The organism is Gardnerella vaginalis (assembly GCF_001563665.1).
Classification (GTDB): Bacteria; Actinomycetota; Actinomycetes; order Actinomycetales; family Bifidobacteriaceae; genus Bifidobacterium; species Bifidobacterium vaginale_A.
On record NZ_KQ961850.1, the window covers coordinates 42,221 to 60,974 of the forward strand.

Consider the following 18,754-nt stretch of genomic DNA (forward strand, 5'->3'; position numbering starts at 1 on the left):
CAAGATTGTCTTTTAAATCGGAAGATAATAATTGGATTGTTGCAATTAGATTGTGTTAGTTAAATGGTTGCAATTTAAGGATGGCAAATATGACATGCGATTTTAGTGATAATTGCAAAGAATTTCCATTTCGCAGAGTTCTTGTTGCAGGTTTGGGCATTTCTGGTCGTGGAGCTGTAGAAGTATTGCATAAAATCGGTGCAAGTCCTATTAGCGTAGATGAAAATAAGCCTGAAGCAGACCTTCATGATTTTAATGCGATAGATTGGTCGAATATAGACGCTGTTGTGACATCTCCTGTATTTAATCCTCGTACTAAGTTTTTGTTAGATGCAAAGAAACACAATATTCCAGTCATGAGCGAAGTAGATCTTGCGTGGCGTATTCGCGTAAAATCTCAAAAAACTAATTCTCCTGCTTTATGGGTTGGTATTACTGGTACTAACGGTAAAACTTCAACTACTGAAATGACTTCATCTATGCTTAGTGCATGCGGTTTTGATGCACCAGCAGTTGGAAACATTGGTCATTCTTTATCTCATGCTGCTTTAGATAAAAGTCATGATGTGCTTTGCGTAGAATTGAGCTCTTTCCAATTGCATTTTACTAATTGTTTGAATCTTGATTGTGCAGCTATAACTAATATTGCTGCAGATCATTTAGATTGGCATGGCTCGATTCAAGCATATGCTGCAGATAAATCTAAAGTTTTTAACGGTGTTAAAAAAGTATTAGTATACAATGCTCAAGATTCTAGGGTTTGTGCTTTAGCTAAGTGCGCGAAGGTTGAATCTGGGTGTAAGCGTGTAGGTTTTACGCTTGAAGCTCCTAAAGATGGAGAAATTGGCGTAGAAAATGGTTGGATTGTAGATAAAAGTGGTATTTCAGGTGCTAAGTACGGAGAACCTAAAAACATTGTTCTTATTAAAGATTTGAAACATTTATGTGAGCCAGATGGAACAGTTTATCCTCATTTATTAGCAGATGCTTTAACTGCTTTGGCTTTAACTTTTGGAGTAACAGATAATGTGAGTAAAGCTGTTCAAGCATTGTGTGATTTTACTCCAGGCGGACATAGGATTCAAACTGTTGCAAGTTTTAAGCCAAGTAATTTACGTGCAGAAGATTCGATTCGTTTTGTTGATGATTCTAAAGCAACTAATGCTCATGCTGCATCTGCATCGATATCTAGTTTTTCTAAGAAATCAGTAATATGGATTGCTGGTGGATTAGCTAAAGGCTCTCATTTTGAAGATTTGGTTGCTTCTTCTAAAGAAATCATTAAGGCTGTAGTTGTTATTGGAACAGATCAAAGACCTATTATTGAAGCTTTACGTAAATCTGATTCAAATATACCTGTAACAATAATTGCTCCTGATGCTTCATATTCTCACTCTTATAAAAATGTTGATGATTCTCTTGTAAATGAGATAGAAAATGAGAATATTATTTCTCCTGATTCTTCTTTAGGTCAGGAAGTTATGCACAAAGCTGTTGAGGCTGCTGGAAATTATGCTGAACCTGGAGATGTAGTTCTTATGGCTCCTGCTTGTGCTTCAATGGATCAATTTGTTTCTTATGCGGATCGTGGTAATCGCTTTGCTCAAGAAGCTCAACGATGGGTACAAAATCATGTCAAATAAACGATTTTCTTGCAAGCGTTCTGATAAGAAGAGTTCTAGCGTTGTTCATAGCATAATTAGAAGTATTGTTCGCAATATTGTTTATGCTCTAACGCATGTAATCTCAATGTCTGATTACGTTGAAAGCGATTCTAAAAATTCTAAGTCTTCTAATAAGTCTTCTAATAAGTCTTCTCGTTCAGTTAGTAGTGGTTCGTCTTCTACTAATTCTTTTAGTTTGTTCGATAATTCTAATTATCGTAATGGCGGTAATGGTGGCAATGACGCGCAAGAATCATTGAATGACGCGAAGAGCGCGAATGAATCTGAATCTCAAACTTCATTCAATAATAAAAAATTACAAAAATCAGCTTTTCGTAAATATATAGGAGTTCGTAGTATTTTCAATCCTTTGTGGTGTTTGTATGGATTGAGATTATCTGTTGTACTTCTTTCTGTTTTTGGCGTTTTTATGGTGATTTCTAGTTCATCTATAACGCTTATAAGTAGGAATAATTCACCTTGGGGTAAAGGACTTTGGCAAGCTGGATTTTGCATTGCTGGGTTTATTGCTTATTTTCTTTTATCGCGTGTTGTTCCAACTAATTTCTATAGAAAGAAGATTGGACTTATATATATTTTTGCAATCGCAATGCAAATTTTGACGTGGATTCCAGGTATTCGTCACGAAGCTAACGGTAATGCTGGTTGGATTAAAATAGGCTATATTTCGTTGCAGCCTGCAGAGATAACAAAGCTTGCATTATGTATGTGGCTTCCTATGGCGTTGTTGATTGCTGCGAAACGTTATAAGAGTATTGGATTTAAAGCTTATTTTCCTGTTCTTATTGGTTTAGCTTTCCCTGTTCTTCTTATTGTTGCTGGTAAGGATTTAGGTACGGCATTGATAGTAATTTTTATTGCTTTCGTGTCTTTCTACATTGGCGGTTTCCCTACTAAATGGTTATTTGTTATTGCTGGATTAGCTATTGCAGGCGTGTTGTTGATGATTGTTACAAGTCAAAATCGTATGCGAAGAATTTTTGCTACTTTCTATGGATGTGATGCAAAAGATATTCGTGGCGTTTGTTTCCAGTCTATTCACGCTCAATATGCTATTGCATCTGGCGGTTTTCTTGGTGTTGGTATAGGTAATTCTCGTGAAAAATGGAACTATTTGCCTTATGCTCATAATGACTTTATTTTTGCGATTATTGGCGAAGAGATGGGCTTTTTAGGAGCTTCTATCGTTATTGCATTGTATATAGTTATTGGTTGGTGTTTGATTGCTTCTGCACTGAAAGCTCGTAGTAGGTTTATATCTATAGTTCTTGTGTGTATTGCATCTTGGATTGTTGGGCAAGGCTTAGTTAATATTCTTGTTGTTGTTCAAGTATTGCCTGTTATGGGTGTTCCTATGCCGTTTGTTTCTGCAGGTGGTTCATCGCTTGTGATGTGTCTTGCTGCTATAGGTGTAGCTGATTCTTTGATGAGAGAAAATCTAAGAACGTTGATTGTTTATAATGTTCCGATTTCTGGATTAAAAAAATCTTCTTTAAGTAAAGTTGGAAGTTCTAAAGATTCTGTGCGCTAATGTTGTTAAGTTATTTTACTAATGCTTAGGAATTGCAATACTTAGGAATCGCAATGCTTAGGAATAGTAATGCTTAGGAATCGCAAGTAGAATTATTTTAGTGTAAAATATATGCAGTTTTGTTTAGTGTTTCATCGAATTTTAATGTGGATTAGGGGTGTCAATGAAGTCAGATAATGAAAAGCATTTACATATTGTTCTTGCTGGTGGGGGCACTGCTGGGCATGTGAATCCTCTATTAGCTGTAGCAGATGCTATAAAAAATCGCGAAGCTGATGCTTGCATCAGTGTTATTGGTACTTCTGTTGGTTTAGAGAAAGATTTAGTTCCTTCAGCAGGCTATGAACTTGATGTTATTGAAAAAGTTCCTTTTCCTAGAAAACCTAATTTAGATGCTCTTAGTTTTCCTTTCAAATGGATACGTGAAAGTCGCAAAGTTCATGATATTTTAACTTCGCGTAAAGCAGACATAGTAGTAGGGTTTGGTGGATATGCGTCTGCTCCTGTTTATGCTCAAGCGCATGCTATGCATATTCCGATTGTAGTTCACGAACAAAATGCTAGAGCAGGTATGGCGAATCGTCTTGGCGCTCGTTGGGCATCTATGGTTGGTTCCGTTTATGAATCAACTGGATTGCGAACTCAAAAAGGTGTTAGTGTTGAACGTGTTGGATTGCCTTTGCGTCCAGCTATTTCACAACTTTGTACACAGCTTTCTGCTGATTGTGATGTTGCTAGAGAGCAAGGAGCTCATAATTTAGGATTAGATCCGAATCGTCCAATTATATTGGTTACTGGAGGTTCTTTAGGAGCTGCAAGTATAAATCGCGCTGTTGCGAATGCGTCAGATGATTTGCTTAAAGTAGCGCAAATAATTCATTTAACTGGTCGTGGTAAAGCTGAATCAGTTCGAGCATTGGTATCTGTTCATGCTGGTTCTTCAAATATAAATGATATTAAGCCTGAACATGCAGGTCTTGGCGATTATCATATAGCTGAATATTTAGAGCGAATAGATTGGGCTTTTGCTTGTGCTGATTTAGTTATATGCCGTTCTGGTGCAGGAACAGTTGCAGAAATTTCTGCTTTAGGTTTGCCTGCAATATATGTACCTTTGCCTATTGGTAATGGTGAGCAGCGTTTTAATGCTGAGCCTGTTGTTGATGCAAATGGTGCAATCATGGTTAATGACGATGATTTTACAGATCAATGGTTAAGAAGTGAGTGCTTAGATTTATTGAACGATAGTAAGCGTCTAGAAGATATGAGAGATAAATCATGGAGATATGGCATTCGCGATGCTGCGGATGTTATGGCGAATAGGATTCTTAAAATAGTTTTAGAAAGTGGAAGATAATTATGAATATTCATGCAAATTCTACTGATAGTGTATGCGAGAATTCAGATAAGAATTCAGATAAGAATTCATACGAAAATATAGTTAAAAATGTAGCAAAAAATATGAATCCTCAATGTGCAGCTTTTGATCATAATAAAACTGTGTCTTCTCTAGGTCGAGTGCATTTTATCGGTATAGGCGGATCTGGAATGAGCGTACTTGCTCAAATGCTTCATGAAGATGGTGTGGAAGTAACAGGATGTGATCGTGAAGAAAATGATCATACTAAGCATCTTCGTAATTTGGGCATGGAAATATATATAGGTCAATCACCTTCTCATATTCATGAGTCGGATGTAGTTGTGTATTCAAGTGCTATTAAGCCTACGAATAGTGAAATTGTAGAGGCTTTTAATGAATGTGTGCAAATTGTGCATCGAAGTGATATTTTATCTTTGCTACTTAATGATAAGCGAGGTGTTACTGTTGCTGGAGCACATGGAAAAACAACTACTAGCTCACTGATATCGCATATTCTTTCTAGTAAAGGATTGGGCGATTTAGCAGATCCGAGCTATGCGATTGGTGGCTCTCTTCAAACAGTTAATGGCGCTCCCGCAGATGGTGGTCATGCTGGTTCTGGTTCGATTATGGTAGCTGAAGCAGATGAATCTGATGGTAGTTTTGAAAAGTATCATCCGTATATTGCTGTTGTTACAAATGTAGAAGCTGATCATCTTGATCATTATGGGAATGAAAGAAATTACAGAAAGGCTTTCGTTGAGCATCTTTGCCACGCTGAAGGTCATATAGTTATATGTGCTGATGATGAAGGTGCTAGATCGGTGTTAGAAGAATTACCTGATTCTTCTCTTTCTAAAACAATTGCTTATGGATTGGCAGAAAATTGGCATAATAAAGTGAGCAAGCGTGTGCTAGAAAATGTTTCGTTTGTGAGTATTGAACAAGAGCGTGAGCAAGCTGGTAGTGGTAGAGAAGTATTCTCTTTGATTTTACCGTGTAATCTTTCTAAGCTTTGTGCTTACTCAAATAATGATGAAGCTCTCGAAAATTGTGCTGTTTCAAATAGCGATTCTTACGATAAAACTAGTGTATTTGTTTTACAAGTGAGCTTAATGATTCCTGGATTGCATAATGCGAGAAATGCTACTGCTGCTATTATTTCAGCGATACTTTTAGGCATGGATCCGCACCTTGCAGCACAAGGTGCTTCTGATTTTCGTGGAGCTTCTAGAAGATTTGATATTCGTGGTTGTGTAAATGGTGTTACAGTCGTGGATGATTATGCTCATCATCCTACTGAAATCGAAGCTTTATTGCGAGCTGCTAGAAGAAGATATCCTGATTCTAATATTCGCGTTTTGTTCCAACCTCATCTATTTTCTCGCACTCGCTGTTTTGCGCATGAGTTTGCACATGCATTAAGTATTGCAGATGATGTGATTGTTACAGGAATTTTCCCAGCACGTGAAAAGCAAGAAGATTTTCCAGATATCCATGCAGAAACTATTGTTCGCGTAGCTAGAGAAGATGGTTTGAAGACTTCTATGCAAGCAGTAGAAGATATGTTTGAAGCTGCAAAGATTTTGAGTGCTCGTGCACAGGCAGGAGATGTACTTTTTACTGTTGGTGCAGGAAGTATTACTAATATGACTTCTGTAATACTTAAATCTTTAGAAAACAGGTGAAGAAATTATAGTTGGTATACTTGTAGGTAGACTTATAAGTAATGTATGAGTGTAAATATCGGTAGTTATTTAAGAATTGCGATTAGACTAAAAAGCAATTAAGTCTGTGAGTGACTCTATAGGTAATTATGTAAACAACACGTATAGATACGTAGGTAAGGTATGGCGCGCAGTATTTTTGGCACATCTAACGATGATTCGCATAAGCGTAAGTCTTCACCTCGCATAGCTGTTTCTCATGAATATGAAGATGAGCTTATTGACGATGAAGATTTGAGTCATAAAAATGTGCGTTCCGTTAAGTCAGCTTCTTCTAAGGTGCGTTCTGCAAAGTCCGCATCCTCTAAGGTGCGTTCCGTTAAGTCTTCGAAATCTTCCAAGTTAAAATCTTCTAGCTCTTCTAGAGAATTACGTTTTGCAGAATCTTCATATAAAACACAAGAAAATCTTGATTCTAAAAAGGTTAGTTCTGCTAAGTCAGCCTCTACTAAGGTGCGTTCTGCAAAGTCCGCCTCGACTCAATCTATTTCGACTCAATCTATTTCGACTCAATCTATTCCTGTTAAATCTGATTTGGATGATCTTAGAACTGAAGAATCTCATTTCGTGGATGCTAGAAAATTAAGTGTAGCTGATTTTGTATCTAAAATACTCTCTAGTACAGCTGGATCGTTGGGAGTTATTTCTCGACCTAAAGTGATTGATTTTAGCGCGCGTAAAAAAGAGAAAAATACAGTCCGTGTTCGTACTTTTGTTATTAGACTGTTTTTAGCACTTCTTTCAATAGGTATAGCAGGATTTTTAATTTGGTTATTGCTATTTTCTCCAGTCTTTTGTTTGGAAAAAGATAATATAACTATTGTTGGCGCTAACGAATGGGTTAGCAAAGAAAAGATTGCAAATATAGCTTCCGGACAAGTAAATAAGTCGCTATTTTTAGTATCTTCACAAGATGTGATTAAGCAACTTAATGACATTCCTGGTGTAACTGAAGCAAAAGTTGAAAAAGATTTTCCTAAAAGCTTACATATTACTGTATTGTCGCAAAAACCTGCCGCAATGTTAAAGAATAAAGCTAATGGTAATTTAACAGCAGTTGATGTTAAAGGGCGTGTTTTGAACGTTGTAAGTCATGCGTCAATTAGTGGAATACCGGTTATTGAAGTTGACGATGTTGACCATAGTTTAAGCACTAGAGCGATTTTAGAAGCTATTAAAGTTGTAAGTTCAATGCCTGAGTCTTTAAGAATGCAGATTACGAAAGTTAGTGCTAAAACTCAAGATTCAGTTGAAACTGAGCTAGGCGCTTCTCATAGAAATATTGTATGGGGAGATGCGTCTGATTTGAAATTAAAGAATGCTATTGTAGATAAGCTTATAAATGATCCTAGTAAGATTGGCAATAAAACTCAGATTGACGTTTCTGCTCCTACTAGGCCGATTTTAAAGTAAGACTTAAAGTAAGAGTATAAAGTAAGAGTATAAAGTAAGACTAAAGATTTTGTCTTAACTTGTTGTATAATAGTAATTCGTGTGTGCCAACGGCGTGCCTTATGTTATAGGTGTGCCTGTTGGGATATCCCAAGCGTTGAAGATAGAGCGCAGTAATGTGTTTCTGGAGATGCGAGGGCCATCGGGCCGGTGGACTGTGGCTTTTACTCTTTAACTGATTCATGCGTTAAGGTGTGCTGCAGTGTGGCGGTTTCACCAAATATAAGATATTAATGAATCGGAGAACTTAAGTTGCCTACGATTGAACAACTCGTCCGTAAGGGACGTCAGGCCAAGCCGAAGAAGTCAAAGACTTTGGCCTTGAAAGGTAGCCCGTTGCGTCGTGGCGTGTGCACTCGTGTGTACACAACCACTCCTAAGAAGCCAAATTCCGCGCTTCGTAAGGTTGCTCGTGTGCGCCTCAGCTCGGGTATTGAAGTAACCGCCTATATTCCAGGCGAAGGTCATAACTTGCAGGAGCACTCCATTGTGCTTGTGCGTGGTGGCCGTGTGAAGGATCTCCCAGGTGTGCGTTACCACATCGTGCGTGGCGCACTCGATACCCAGGGTGTCAAGGACCGCAAGCAGGGTCGTTCCCTGTATGGAGCAAAGAAGGCGAAGTAAAACATGTCACGTAAAGGACCTGCAAAAAAGCATCAGCTGCTTCCTGATCCAATCTACGGCTCGACCGTCGTGGCTCAGTTGATTAACAAAATTCTTCTCGATGGCAAGAAGTCTATCGCAGAAAACATCGTCTACACCGCTCTTGAGCAGGTGAAGGCTAAGACCGAGCAGGAGCCAGTTTCCGTGTTGAAGCGCGCTCTTGATAACATTCGTCCAAGTCTTGAAGTTCGTTCACGCCGCGTTGGTGGCGCAACTTACCAAGTGCCAGTCGAAGTTAAGCCTGCTCGTGCAAATACTTTGTCCCTTCGTTGGCTTACAGACTTCTCACGCGCTCGCCGCGAGAAGACAATGGCTGAGCGTTTGGCTAACGAAATTCTCGATGCTTCTAATGGCTTAGGTGCTTCTGTGAAGCGTCGTGAAGATACCCACAAGATGGCAGAAGCTAATAAGGCTTTTGCTCACTATCGCTGGTAATCCGCAAGATATTCGGTATCGTAAAGAGCTAAGGATAAAATTATGGCACAAGATGTGCTTAACGACCTGAATATGGTTCGTAACATCGGCATCATGGCGCACATTGATGCTGGTAAGACTACTACAACCGAACGTATTCTCTACTACACTGGTAAGAACTACAAAATCGGTGAAACCCATGATGGCGCTTCTACTATGGACTTCATGGCACAGGAGCAGGAACGCGGTATTACTATTCAGTCTGCTGCAACTACATGCTTCTGGAAGCGTCAAACTCATGACATAGATGATCGTTACCAGATCAACATCATTGATACCCCAGGACACGTAGATTTCACTGCTGAAGTGGAGCGTTCTTTGCGTGTTCTCGATGGTGCTGTTGCTGTCTTCGATGGTAAGGAAGGCGTGGAGCCACAGTCTGAAACTGTTTGGCGTCAGGCAGATAAGTACAGCGTTCCACGTATTTGCTTCATCAATAAGATGGATAAACTTGGTGCTGATTTCTACTACTCTGTTAAGACCATTAAGGAAAAGCTTGGCGCTAAGCCACTTGTTATTCAGCTCCCAATTGGCGCTGAGAACGATTTTCTTGGTGTTGTTGATTTGATTCGTATGAAGGCTTACGTCTGGAATGACGTTAAGGACGATATGGGTGCTCACTATGACACCGTTGACATTCCTGCAGATTTGCAAGAACGTGCAGAAGAGTATCGTGCTGAACTTATGGATCAAGTTGCTGAAGCTGATGAAGAGTTGCTTGAGAAGTATCTAGAATCTGGAGAACTTTCTGAAGAAGAAATTCGTTCTGGTATTCGTAAGCTTACTATTGCTCGTGAAGCATTCCCAGTAACTTGTGGTTCTGCATTCAAAGATAAGGGTGTTCAGCCAATGCTGGATGCTGTTGTTGATTTCCTTCCAAGCCCAGAAGATGTTCCATCTATTAAGGGCTTCAAGCCAGGCGATGAATCTGTTGAAATTGACCGTAAGCCAGTTAATACTGATCCATTCGCAGCTTTGGTCTTCAAGATTTCAACTCATCCATTCTACGGCAAGCTCGTGTTCGTACGTGTTTATTCTGGTGAAATTAAGCCAGGCGATTCTGTGTACGATTCCACGAAGTCTAAGAAGGAACGCGTTGGTAAGATCTTCCAGATGCATGCAGATAAGGAAAATCCTGTAGATTCTGCAGAAGCTGGTAACATCTACACATTCGTTGGTTTGAAGAATGTCAGCACTGGTGACACATTGTGTGACGAGAAGAATCCAATCTCATTGGAATCTATGACATTCCCAGATCCTGTTATTGAGGTTGCCGTTGAGCCAAAGACAAAGGCTGATCAGGAAAAGATGAGCTTGGCGTTGGCTAAGCTTTCTGACGAAGATCCTACGTTCCAGGTTAAGACTGACGAAGAATCTGGTCAGACTTTGATTTCTGGTATGGGCGAACTTCAGCTCGACATTATCGTTGATCGTATGCGCCGTGAGTTCAAGGTTGAAGCGAATGTTGGTAAGCCACAGGTTGCTTATCGTGAGACGATTCGCAAGGCTGTTATGAACCAGGAATACACTCATAAGAAGCAAACTGGTGGTTCTGGTCAGTTCGCAAAGGTTTTGATGAACTTCGAACCTCTCGATACAGAATCTGGCGAAACCTATCAGTTCGTAAATGAAGTCACTGGTGGTCACATCACCAAGGAGTTCATTCCTTCAATTGATGCAGGTGTTCAAGAAGCTATGGAATCCGGCGTCTTGGCAGGCTTCCCAGTGGTTGGCGTTAAAGCAACAGTCACTGATGGTCAGACACACGATGTTGATTCTTCTGAAATGGCATTCAAGATTGCAGGTTCTATGTGCTTCAAGGAAGCTGCACCAAAGGCTCATCCAGTAATTCTTGAGCCAATTATGGCTGTTGAAGTGCGTACTCCAGAAGAATACATGGGTGACGTTATGGGCGATTTGAACTCTCGCCGTGGAAACATTCAGTCTATGACTGACGCTACTGGCGTTAAGGTTATTGATGCGAAAGTTCCTTTGAGTGAGATGTTCGGATACATTGGTGATCTTCGTTCTAAGACTCAAGGTCGCGCAATGTTCACCATGCAAATGGATTCTTACGCAGAAGTTCCGAAGGCTGTTTCGGACGAGATTATTAAAGCACAGCGCGGCGAGTGACGCGCACGCTACTTCGGTGTTTTGTGTCCCCGGTCAACGCTAGAATTCTGTTCGTTGACTGGGTTCTGGCACCGAAGTGGCACCTAACCCAGAAACCCAGTAATATGTAGCGAGATGCTTCACATAAGATTGTGATGCAAACTACTAGACGTCCAGGAGGACAAACACATGGCAAAGGAAAAGTACGAGCGTACTAAGCCGCATGTCAACATTGGTACCATTGGTCACGTTGATCACGGCAAGACTACCCTGACCGCGGCTATCTCCAAGGTGCTGCACAGCGAATATCCTGATTTGAACCCTCAGTATGACTTCGATCAGATTGATGCCGCTCCAGAAGAGAAGGAACGCGGTATTACTATCAACATCGCACACATCGAGTATCAGACTGATGCTCGTCACTACGCTCACGTTGATGCTCCAGGCCACGCCGATTATGTTAAGAACATGATTACCGGTGCTGCTCAGATGGATGGCGCAATCCTCGTGGTTGCTGCTACTGATGGTCCAATGGCTCAGACTCGCGAGCACGTTTTGCTTGCTAAGCAGGTTGGTGTCCCGAAGATTCTCGTAGCTTTGAACAAGTGCGATATGGTTGATGACCCAGAGCTTATCGATCTCGTTGAAGAAGAGGTACGTGACCTCCTCGAAGAAAACGGCTTCGATCGCGATTGCCCAGTCATCCGCACTTCTGCTTACGGTGCTTTGCACGATGAAGCTCCAGATCATGACAAGTGGGTTGAAACCGTTAAGGAGCTTATGAAGGCTGTTGACGAGTATGTTCCAACTCCAGTTCACGATCTTGACAAGCCATTCTTGATGCCAATCGAAGACGTATTCACCATCTCCGGTCGTGGTACCGTTGTTACCGGTCGTGTTGAGCGTGGTAAGCTCCCAATCAACACCCCAGTTGAGATTGTTGGTTTGCGTCCAACTCAGACCACTACTGTTACCTCCATTGAAACCTTCCACAAGCAGATGGATGAGGCTGAAGCTGGCGATAACACTGGTCTTCTTCTCCGCGGTATCAACCGTACAGATGTTGAGCGTGGTCAGGTTGTGGCTGCTCCAGGTTCTGTAACACCACACACCAAGTTTGAAGGCGAAGTTTACGTCTTGACTAAGGATGAAGGTGGCCGTCACTCGCCGTTCTTCACCAACTACCGTCCACAGTTCTACTTCCGTACCACCGATGTCACTGGCGTTATCACCTTGCCAGAAGGCGTTGAAATGGTTCAGCCTGGCGATCACGCAACCTTCACTGTTGAGTTGATTCAGCCAATCGCTATGGAAGAGGGCTTGACCTTCGCTGTTCGTGAAGGTGGTCGTACCGTTGGTTCCGGTCGTGTGACCAAGATTCTTGCCTGATTTTCTTCTTTTATGAATTATCAAGCATAATCGTTAAAGCGATAGCTTAATAAAGACCTCGTGAGTGAGTATTTCACTCGCGAGGTCTTTTTGTATTTTTGTACTGTATTTTTCGGGAAATAATTGCTCAAATAACACGGGAAAATCATGAGAATGACATGCAAATAAGGCGAGTGCTAGTTTATGAAGTTAATGCATATTTATCTTTTTAGGAATTTTTACGAATTATGTATGTAAATTAAATGTTAAATAAAAATATTTTCGATGTTAATTAAGTTTATTCAATGGGGGGGGGTATTGGCTTTATTATGCCATTTTTTAGTATGGTAGATAATTTTTTTCTGTTTTAATACTGCTTTTATGCTGTTAAATCAAAGATTTTTATTACATAAATAGTGATAAAGTTTCCAACAATATTTCTTCTGCGCTTTAGTCGTTTGGGGGATATGTTCATATTCATTCGAGAGGAGATTGTTGTGAAGTTCACTAGAACGTCATATCTAACTCGGTTAGCTGCATTAGGCATTGCTGCAGCAACATTGCTCGTGCCGTTTTCTGCAGTTCCTGCTTTTGCGCAAACAGTTGCTGATGTAAACAATAACGAAAAATCTGCTTCTGTTGACGCAAATAAATTGCTTAGTGACGCTGCGCAAAAAGGTCACGTACCAACAGAAGCTGAGATTAAAAAAGCTATTAAGGCTTTTTCTGAAAATCATAAGAATTCTGATGATGTTCCTAAAGGTTCAATACTTGAAAAAGCAATAGAAGATTATAAAAAAGCATATAAAAATGAATTCGACTTCAATTCTAAAAAAGAAGTGAATGTTATAGTTACACTTAAGGGTAAAAGTGGCATAGGGAAGGGTGTTGCTTCTGCTCGTATGGCTCAGCAAAATAAGCTACTATCTAAATGGTGTGAAAAGTATCAAATGAAAGTTCGTCGCCAGCTTGGATATTTGGTGAACGCATTTGAAGTTACAATGCCTCAGAATCTCGTTTTAGAGCTTAGAAAAGAGCCAGAAGTCGAATCTGCTCATAAAGCACGTAAATTCCATACTATGGAAAATAATGCGCGTGTTCTTCAAGGAGTGTCTGAAGCGTTTAAGAAATATAAGCTTGATGGTACTGGTATGTTAGTTTCAATTATCGATACAGGTATTGATATGAATCAGCCAGATATGAAGCTTGATTTAAGCGCAAAAGCTCATATTAAAATGCAACCAAAGCCAGGTTTTACAGATAAAGTGCCTGACGGTTATAATTTTGCAGATCAAAACAATAACGTTAGAGATGACATTAGTGAAGAACAGCATGGCATGCACGTAGCTGGAATTGTTGCTGCTAATGGAGATGAAGGAAATAAATTAGCTAAAGATAATTGGCGTGTTGATGGTGTTGCTCCAAACGCACAGCTGCTTGCTATGAAAGTGTTTTCTAATGAAGCTAGTAGAGCTGGCGGTGCGGATGACGCTGATATAGCTGCTGCTGTTGAAAAATCCGTTGAGCTTGGTGCTGATATTATAAACATGTCTCTTGGTTCAACCAATGGTTTTAGTGGAGCTTCAAATATTACAGGTCTAGCGTTGAAGAAAGCTAGAGATGCTGGAGTTCTTCCAGTTGTTTCAGCTGGAAACTCTGGTTTGAATTTCTCATCTAACGGTGAAATAGATGATGTTTTAGGAAAGTTAGATGATGCAACTCTTGGAACTCCTTCTGCGTTCCCTGAAGCTTTTAGCGTAGCATCTGTTGAAAATTCCATTATGACAGAGAAAAAAGCTACTTATAAAGCAGATGGTTCCGATAAAGGTACAGATATACTTTATAGGTTAGCGACTGGTAAACCTGATGGACAGGAGCGCGAAGTTGTTTCTGTAGGATACGGAAGATCGTACGATGATGATTCTGACGATCCTGATATAGATGAGTATGATGGCGTAAACGTTCACGGTAAATACGTATTAGTTGAGCGCGGTAAAATCAATTTTGCTACAAAATTTAAGCATGCTTTTGAAGCTGGTGCAGCAGGCATACTTGTTTACAATAATGATAAAGGTACAGAACAATTCCTTGGTATGGCTGGTATTGAAGGATTTGGTAAAAAATTTGGAGTATCGATTAGACGTTCTGACGCGTTGAAAATGCTTGATGAGCTTAAACAAAATAAGAAAGTTAAGATTTCTTTCAGCAATAATTATGTAAGTGCTCCAAATCCTGATAGCATGCATCCTTCAGAATTCACTTCTTGGGGTCCAACGCCAGAACTTGATTTTAAGCCTCATATTGCTGGAATTGGTGGAAATGTATTCTCTACTCAGAACGGTACAGGCAATTATGTGAACATGTCTGGTACTTCCATGGCTGCTCCAAATATTTCTGGTCTTTCTGCTCTTATGGTGCAATATTATAAGAATCGTTTCCCTGCTCTTTCTGCAAAAGATCGAGTAAAAAGAGCAACTCAAGCGTTGATGAATACAGCTAAGATTCTTACATCTAATGGTAAAGATGATGGTGTTCCATATGCTCCTCGTCAAATTGGTGCTGGTTTAGCGCAAGTTGACAAAGCTATGGATACTAATGTTATTGCAACTGTAAATGATGAATCTTACGTACCTCTTCGTGAAGTTAATGGTGAACGAACTATTACAGTCAATTTGCATAATTATGGAAGCAAAGATTTAACTTTCAACGTTCCAACTGAAAAAGTATTAAATGAATCTAATGAAGCTAATAAAGATACTGTTACAAATATAAGTAATAATGAGAATTTAACTCCTCAAAATTGCAATGGCAATATTCTAGTAAAAGCTAATAGTGTTGCAACAGTTGAATTCAAGCTTAAACCAGATACTAGTAAAGATCATTATATTGAAGGTTATATTCGATTTGAATCGAAAGATTCTAATCAGCCAAGTCTTTCAGTGCCATATCTTGGTTTTGTGGGAGATTGGAATAAAGAACCGATTCTTGTTGATCCAAACAATGAGTACTCTTCCGATGTTAAGGCAAGTACAACTCTTGTTTCTGCAGTAAGCAATACTAATAAAGTAAAAGTGAATCGTGAAGGTGAAGCTACTAAATTAGGTTCGTTCTCTCCTAACAAAGATGAGCTTTTAGACACTATTATCCCATCTTTAATGATGTTCCGTAGTGCTGAAGAAGTTAAGTATTCTATATATGATGCTAAAGGCAAGTTAATTAAAGACTTAGGTTATGATAATTATGTTAGCCGTAGCGATTATAGGAGTCTTAAAGGAAGCGCTCATGGTAATGAGAGTTCTACTGGCGAATGGGATGGTAGTGAATACGATCCTAAAACCGGTAAAGAAGTAACTGCTCCTGATGGAATATATACGTACAAGGTTACAGCTAAATTATCTAAGAATTCTGATCGTTTCCAAACCTACACTATGAAGGTTGGTCTTGATACAAAAGCTCCTAAGATTAAGGTTTCTGATCGTGACTCTAATGGTGATGTGATTATTACTGTTGTGGACGATTTGAGTGAAACTTATGTGCCTGAAGTTCATATAAATGGCAAATGGGCTGCAGTTAGAAATGTAGATAAAACATGCCAAGAAAAAGATGAAAAAGGCGCTTGTAAGTTGAACTTTGATCCTTCTAATCCTGCAACAAAGCATACTTATAAGGTTCATATTGGCTCTGATGCTAAATTCCTTTATGTTTCAACTAGGGATTCTGCTGAAAATAAGAGTGGCTATGTTTATAAGATCTTCAAGGATTCTACAGATTCTAAAGATGTTGTTATAAATGGTGCTTCTAAGCTTGCAAGTAAGACTATGGCAATTAGGTTCATGTCTAAATTCGATGGTGACGATAATCTTTATCTTCCTATCGGCGGTTATGCTTCCGATGACGTGAAAGATATTAAGGTTTCAGTTACTTATAAAGATAATGGGAATAAGACTGTAACTGTTGATGATAAGCATAAGAAATTCTTCGAAGATAAATCAGCTTTTGCAGCTTTTATTCCTCTTGAAAACGGTGTTAATCACATTGTTGTTACAGGTTTAAACTCTGCAGGTTCCTCAATTGACAGTGATGAAGTTGATGTAACTTTCAATGCTCATGCTCCAAATATAACAGTAACTAATTTGAACAATAATAATAATCTCGATGTTAAAGAAAACGGCGAAGTTACTATTAAAGGTAAAGTTACTGACGATAAAGGTGACAAGCTTTCGATGCATTTGGATTATGTTAAAACAGCTCAAACTCCTGATGGCGGTGTTTCTGTTGGTAGCGGTTCTTCTTCTGGAGATGTAGATCCTGATGATGTAAAGCTTAATGATGATGGTTCGTTCGAAGTTACGATCAAGCCTGATGCTTCTGCTTATACTGTTACTCTAACTGCATCTGATGGCGCGAATGATTCTTCTAAAGTGTTTGCTTTAGAAGGTCGTACGAAGCCAGTAGATAAGTTTGATGAGGAGGTTCATAGGATATTCAGCAAGGATTATGACTTTGAAATAGATAAGGAGTCTGCAAATAAGTTTGAGGGAATGAACACTTATATAATTCAACCAAATTTGAAAGATGGTAAACCAAATCCTAATATAAGTGGTAATTCCTTTACAGTAACAGGTAGAGTTGGACCTAAGATTTCAAACATAGTGTTCACTCCTTCTGCTGAAGTAGTTGACGGTCATATGAAATTGAAAGATCCTATTGTTGCTGTAATCAAAGATGGTCGTTTTAGTGTGACTATTCCTATGCATGTTGGAATAAATGATTTCCGTATGCAACTTAAAGAAAAAGTTAAGAAAGAAGGATCAACTGAGGAATCTGAGAGAAGCTTCCTTGATACTAAAACAAGATTCTACTTTGATGTAAATCCGGCTAAGGCTGTGTTTAGTACTCCTAAGCTTTACGGAAATACGTTGTTTACGAATAAAGATTCTGTAGACTTCAAAGGTTCTATGAGCCAAGACAGCTTTGGATATTCGCTGCTTATAAACGGCAACATAGTTAGCGAATTCTTCTCAACAGATGGTGGAGGAGAAAAAGTAAACGAATCTTCATTCAATAGGAAGTTTGATGTAAAAGATAAGGATATTATTCATGTAGAAGTGAATAATACAACCGCTTCATCTTTGCAAACATTCATACCTGTAGTTGTTGATAAGTTGAATCCTAAAGTTAATATTGGCGTAGAAAGCAATGAAACTATTAAAGATAATAGATCCATCAAAGTGAAAGTTAAGGATGATAATCTAAAACTTGTAAACGTATATGTTGATGGTAAAGTTGTTGCTTCTAGCGAAAATAAACTTGTTTCTAAGAGTATTGAAGATACTCTTACTGATGCGGATTCAGATAATAATAGTGAGAGTAATGTTTCTGCAGATAAGCCAGATAAAACAGAGTTTGATTTTGATATTCCAACTTCTGATTTAACTAATGGTAAACATACTATTAAAGTAGAAGCAGTTGATTATGCAGGTAATATCACAACTGATACTGGTGATAGTAGCGATACTATTTCAAAAGTAATTGTGGTTGATCACTTAGAGCCTCCATCTTCTTCTGAAGAAGCGCCTGAAGCTCCTAAGTCTGTTTCGAGTCTTGATAAGTCTGTTAAGGGTAATCTTGTTGTTGGTGCAAATAAGAATAATATTGCTCGAGCAGGTATTGAGAATCCTATGACTTTGACTTTCGCAGGCTTGCTTGATGCTGCTGGTTCTGGTACTGGTGATTCAGATGGTTCTGGTTCGGGTTCGGGTACTGGTTCTGGTGCTCCGTCTGGTTCTACTCCTAAAGCTCCAGGTTCTGGTAATGGTCAGAATGATGTTAATGCTACAAGCGAGTTTGTTAATACTCTTAAGACTTATAAGGTTGCTTATGCTTATGCGTATATTTATTCTTCGCCTGAATTATTAAAAGGTGAGAATAATACTAATTACGTGAAAGTAACGTTAGACGGTAAGAAGGTTAAGTTTAATGCGATGATTCCAGGAAATTATTCTGGTATTCATACTATCGTGTTGCTTAATTCTAAAGGTCAGCAGATTGCTTGGACTAATGTTTATGTGATTCCTTCTAATGCTGATCAATTTGTTGAAGCTAATGCTGAAACGTATTTGAAGTATTATGAGAATCCTGTGTCTTATGACAGTTCTGATGACTCTAGTGACTCTAGTGTGAAGTCAGAGGATTCTAAGAATAATGTTAAGAATGATTCGAAGGAGTCTGAGGAGTCTAAGTCTTCTAATGGTGTTCATCGTCATTATTCTGTTAAGAAGTCTAAGTCTAAGGTTGCTCATACTGGCGTAGATGTTATGCCTGTGATGATGATGAGCGTTATGCTTATTGTTTGTGTCGTATTCTACGTTAGTGTTAGAGA

The 18,754-nt window shown here is 39.2% G+C and carries 10 protein-coding genes; all 10 read left to right on the forward strand.

The features are described 5' to 3' along the window. The first annotated feature begins 80 nt into the window (after positions 1 to 80). Complete coding sequence (murD, locus tag HMPREF3230_RS00525; RefSeq protein ID WP_075523048.1) at positions 81 to 1,643, forward strand: UDP-N-acetylmuramoyl-L-alanine--D-glutamate ligase; 1,563 nt, start codon at positions 81 to 83, stop codon at positions 1,641 to 1,643. Positions 1,644 to 1,749: 106 nt separating this feature from the next. After that, complete coding sequence (locus tag HMPREF3230_RS00530; RefSeq protein WP_082266211.1) at positions 1,750 to 3,216, forward strand: FtsW/RodA/SpoVE family cell cycle protein; 1,467 nt, start codon at positions 1,750 to 1,752, stop codon at positions 3,214 to 3,216. A 163-nt stretch (positions 3,217 to 3,379) separates the two neighbouring features. Continuing rightward, positions 3,380 to 4,573 (forward strand): undecaprenyldiphospho-muramoylpentapeptide beta-N-acetylglucosaminyltransferase, encoded by a 1,194-nt coding sequence (gene murG, locus HMPREF3230_RS00535; protein WP_075523049.1) that lies wholly within the window; start codon positions 3,380 to 3,382, stop codon positions 4,571 to 4,573. 104 nt (positions 4,574 to 4,677) lie between these two features. Then, positions 4,678 to 6,264, forward strand: coding sequence for a UDP-N-acetylmuramate--L-alanine ligase (locus HMPREF3230_RS00540; RefSeq protein ID WP_075523110.1), 1,587 nt, complete (start codon positions 4,678 to 4,680; stop codon positions 6,262 to 6,264). 162 nt (positions 6,265 to 6,426) lie between these two features. Continuing rightward, entirely contained in the window at positions 6,427 to 7,716 is a 1,290-nt protein-coding gene (locus tag HMPREF3230_RS00545; RefSeq protein ID WP_082266203.1) for a cell division protein FtsQ/DivIB, read from the forward strand. A 291-nt stretch (positions 7,717 to 8,007) separates the two neighbouring features. Next, positions 8,008 to 8,379: a 30S ribosomal protein S12 gene (gene rpsL / locus HMPREF3230_RS00550; RefSeq protein ID WP_003813881.1), complete on the forward strand. Its 372-nt coding sequence runs from the start codon at positions 8,008 to 8,010 to the stop codon at positions 8,377 to 8,379. A gap of 3 nt (positions 8,380 to 8,382) precedes the next feature. Then, positions 8,383 to 8,853: a 30S ribosomal protein S7 gene (gene rpsG / locus HMPREF3230_RS00555; protein ID WP_075523050.1), complete on the forward strand. Its 471-nt coding sequence runs from the start codon at positions 8,383 to 8,385 to the stop codon at positions 8,851 to 8,853. Positions 8,854 to 8,895: 42 nt separating this feature from the next. Beyond that, positions 8,896 to 11,025 carry an elongation factor G gene (fusA, locus tag HMPREF3230_RS00560; RefSeq protein ID WP_075523051.1) on the forward strand — a complete coding sequence of 710 codons (2,130 nt, stop codon included), beginning with the start codon at positions 8,896 to 8,898 and terminating at the stop codon, positions 11,023 to 11,025. 168 nt (positions 11,026 to 11,193) lie between these two features. Beyond that, entirely contained in the window at positions 11,194 to 12,393 is a 1,200-nt protein-coding gene (tuf, locus tag HMPREF3230_RS00565) for an elongation factor Tu (protein WP_075523052.1), read from the forward strand. Between the two features lie 476 nt (positions 12,394 to 12,869). After that, the coding region (locus HMPREF3230_RS00570; protein ID WP_155642861.1) for a S8 family serine peptidase at positions 12,870 to 18,754 on the forward strand (5,885 nt) is incomplete at its 3' end.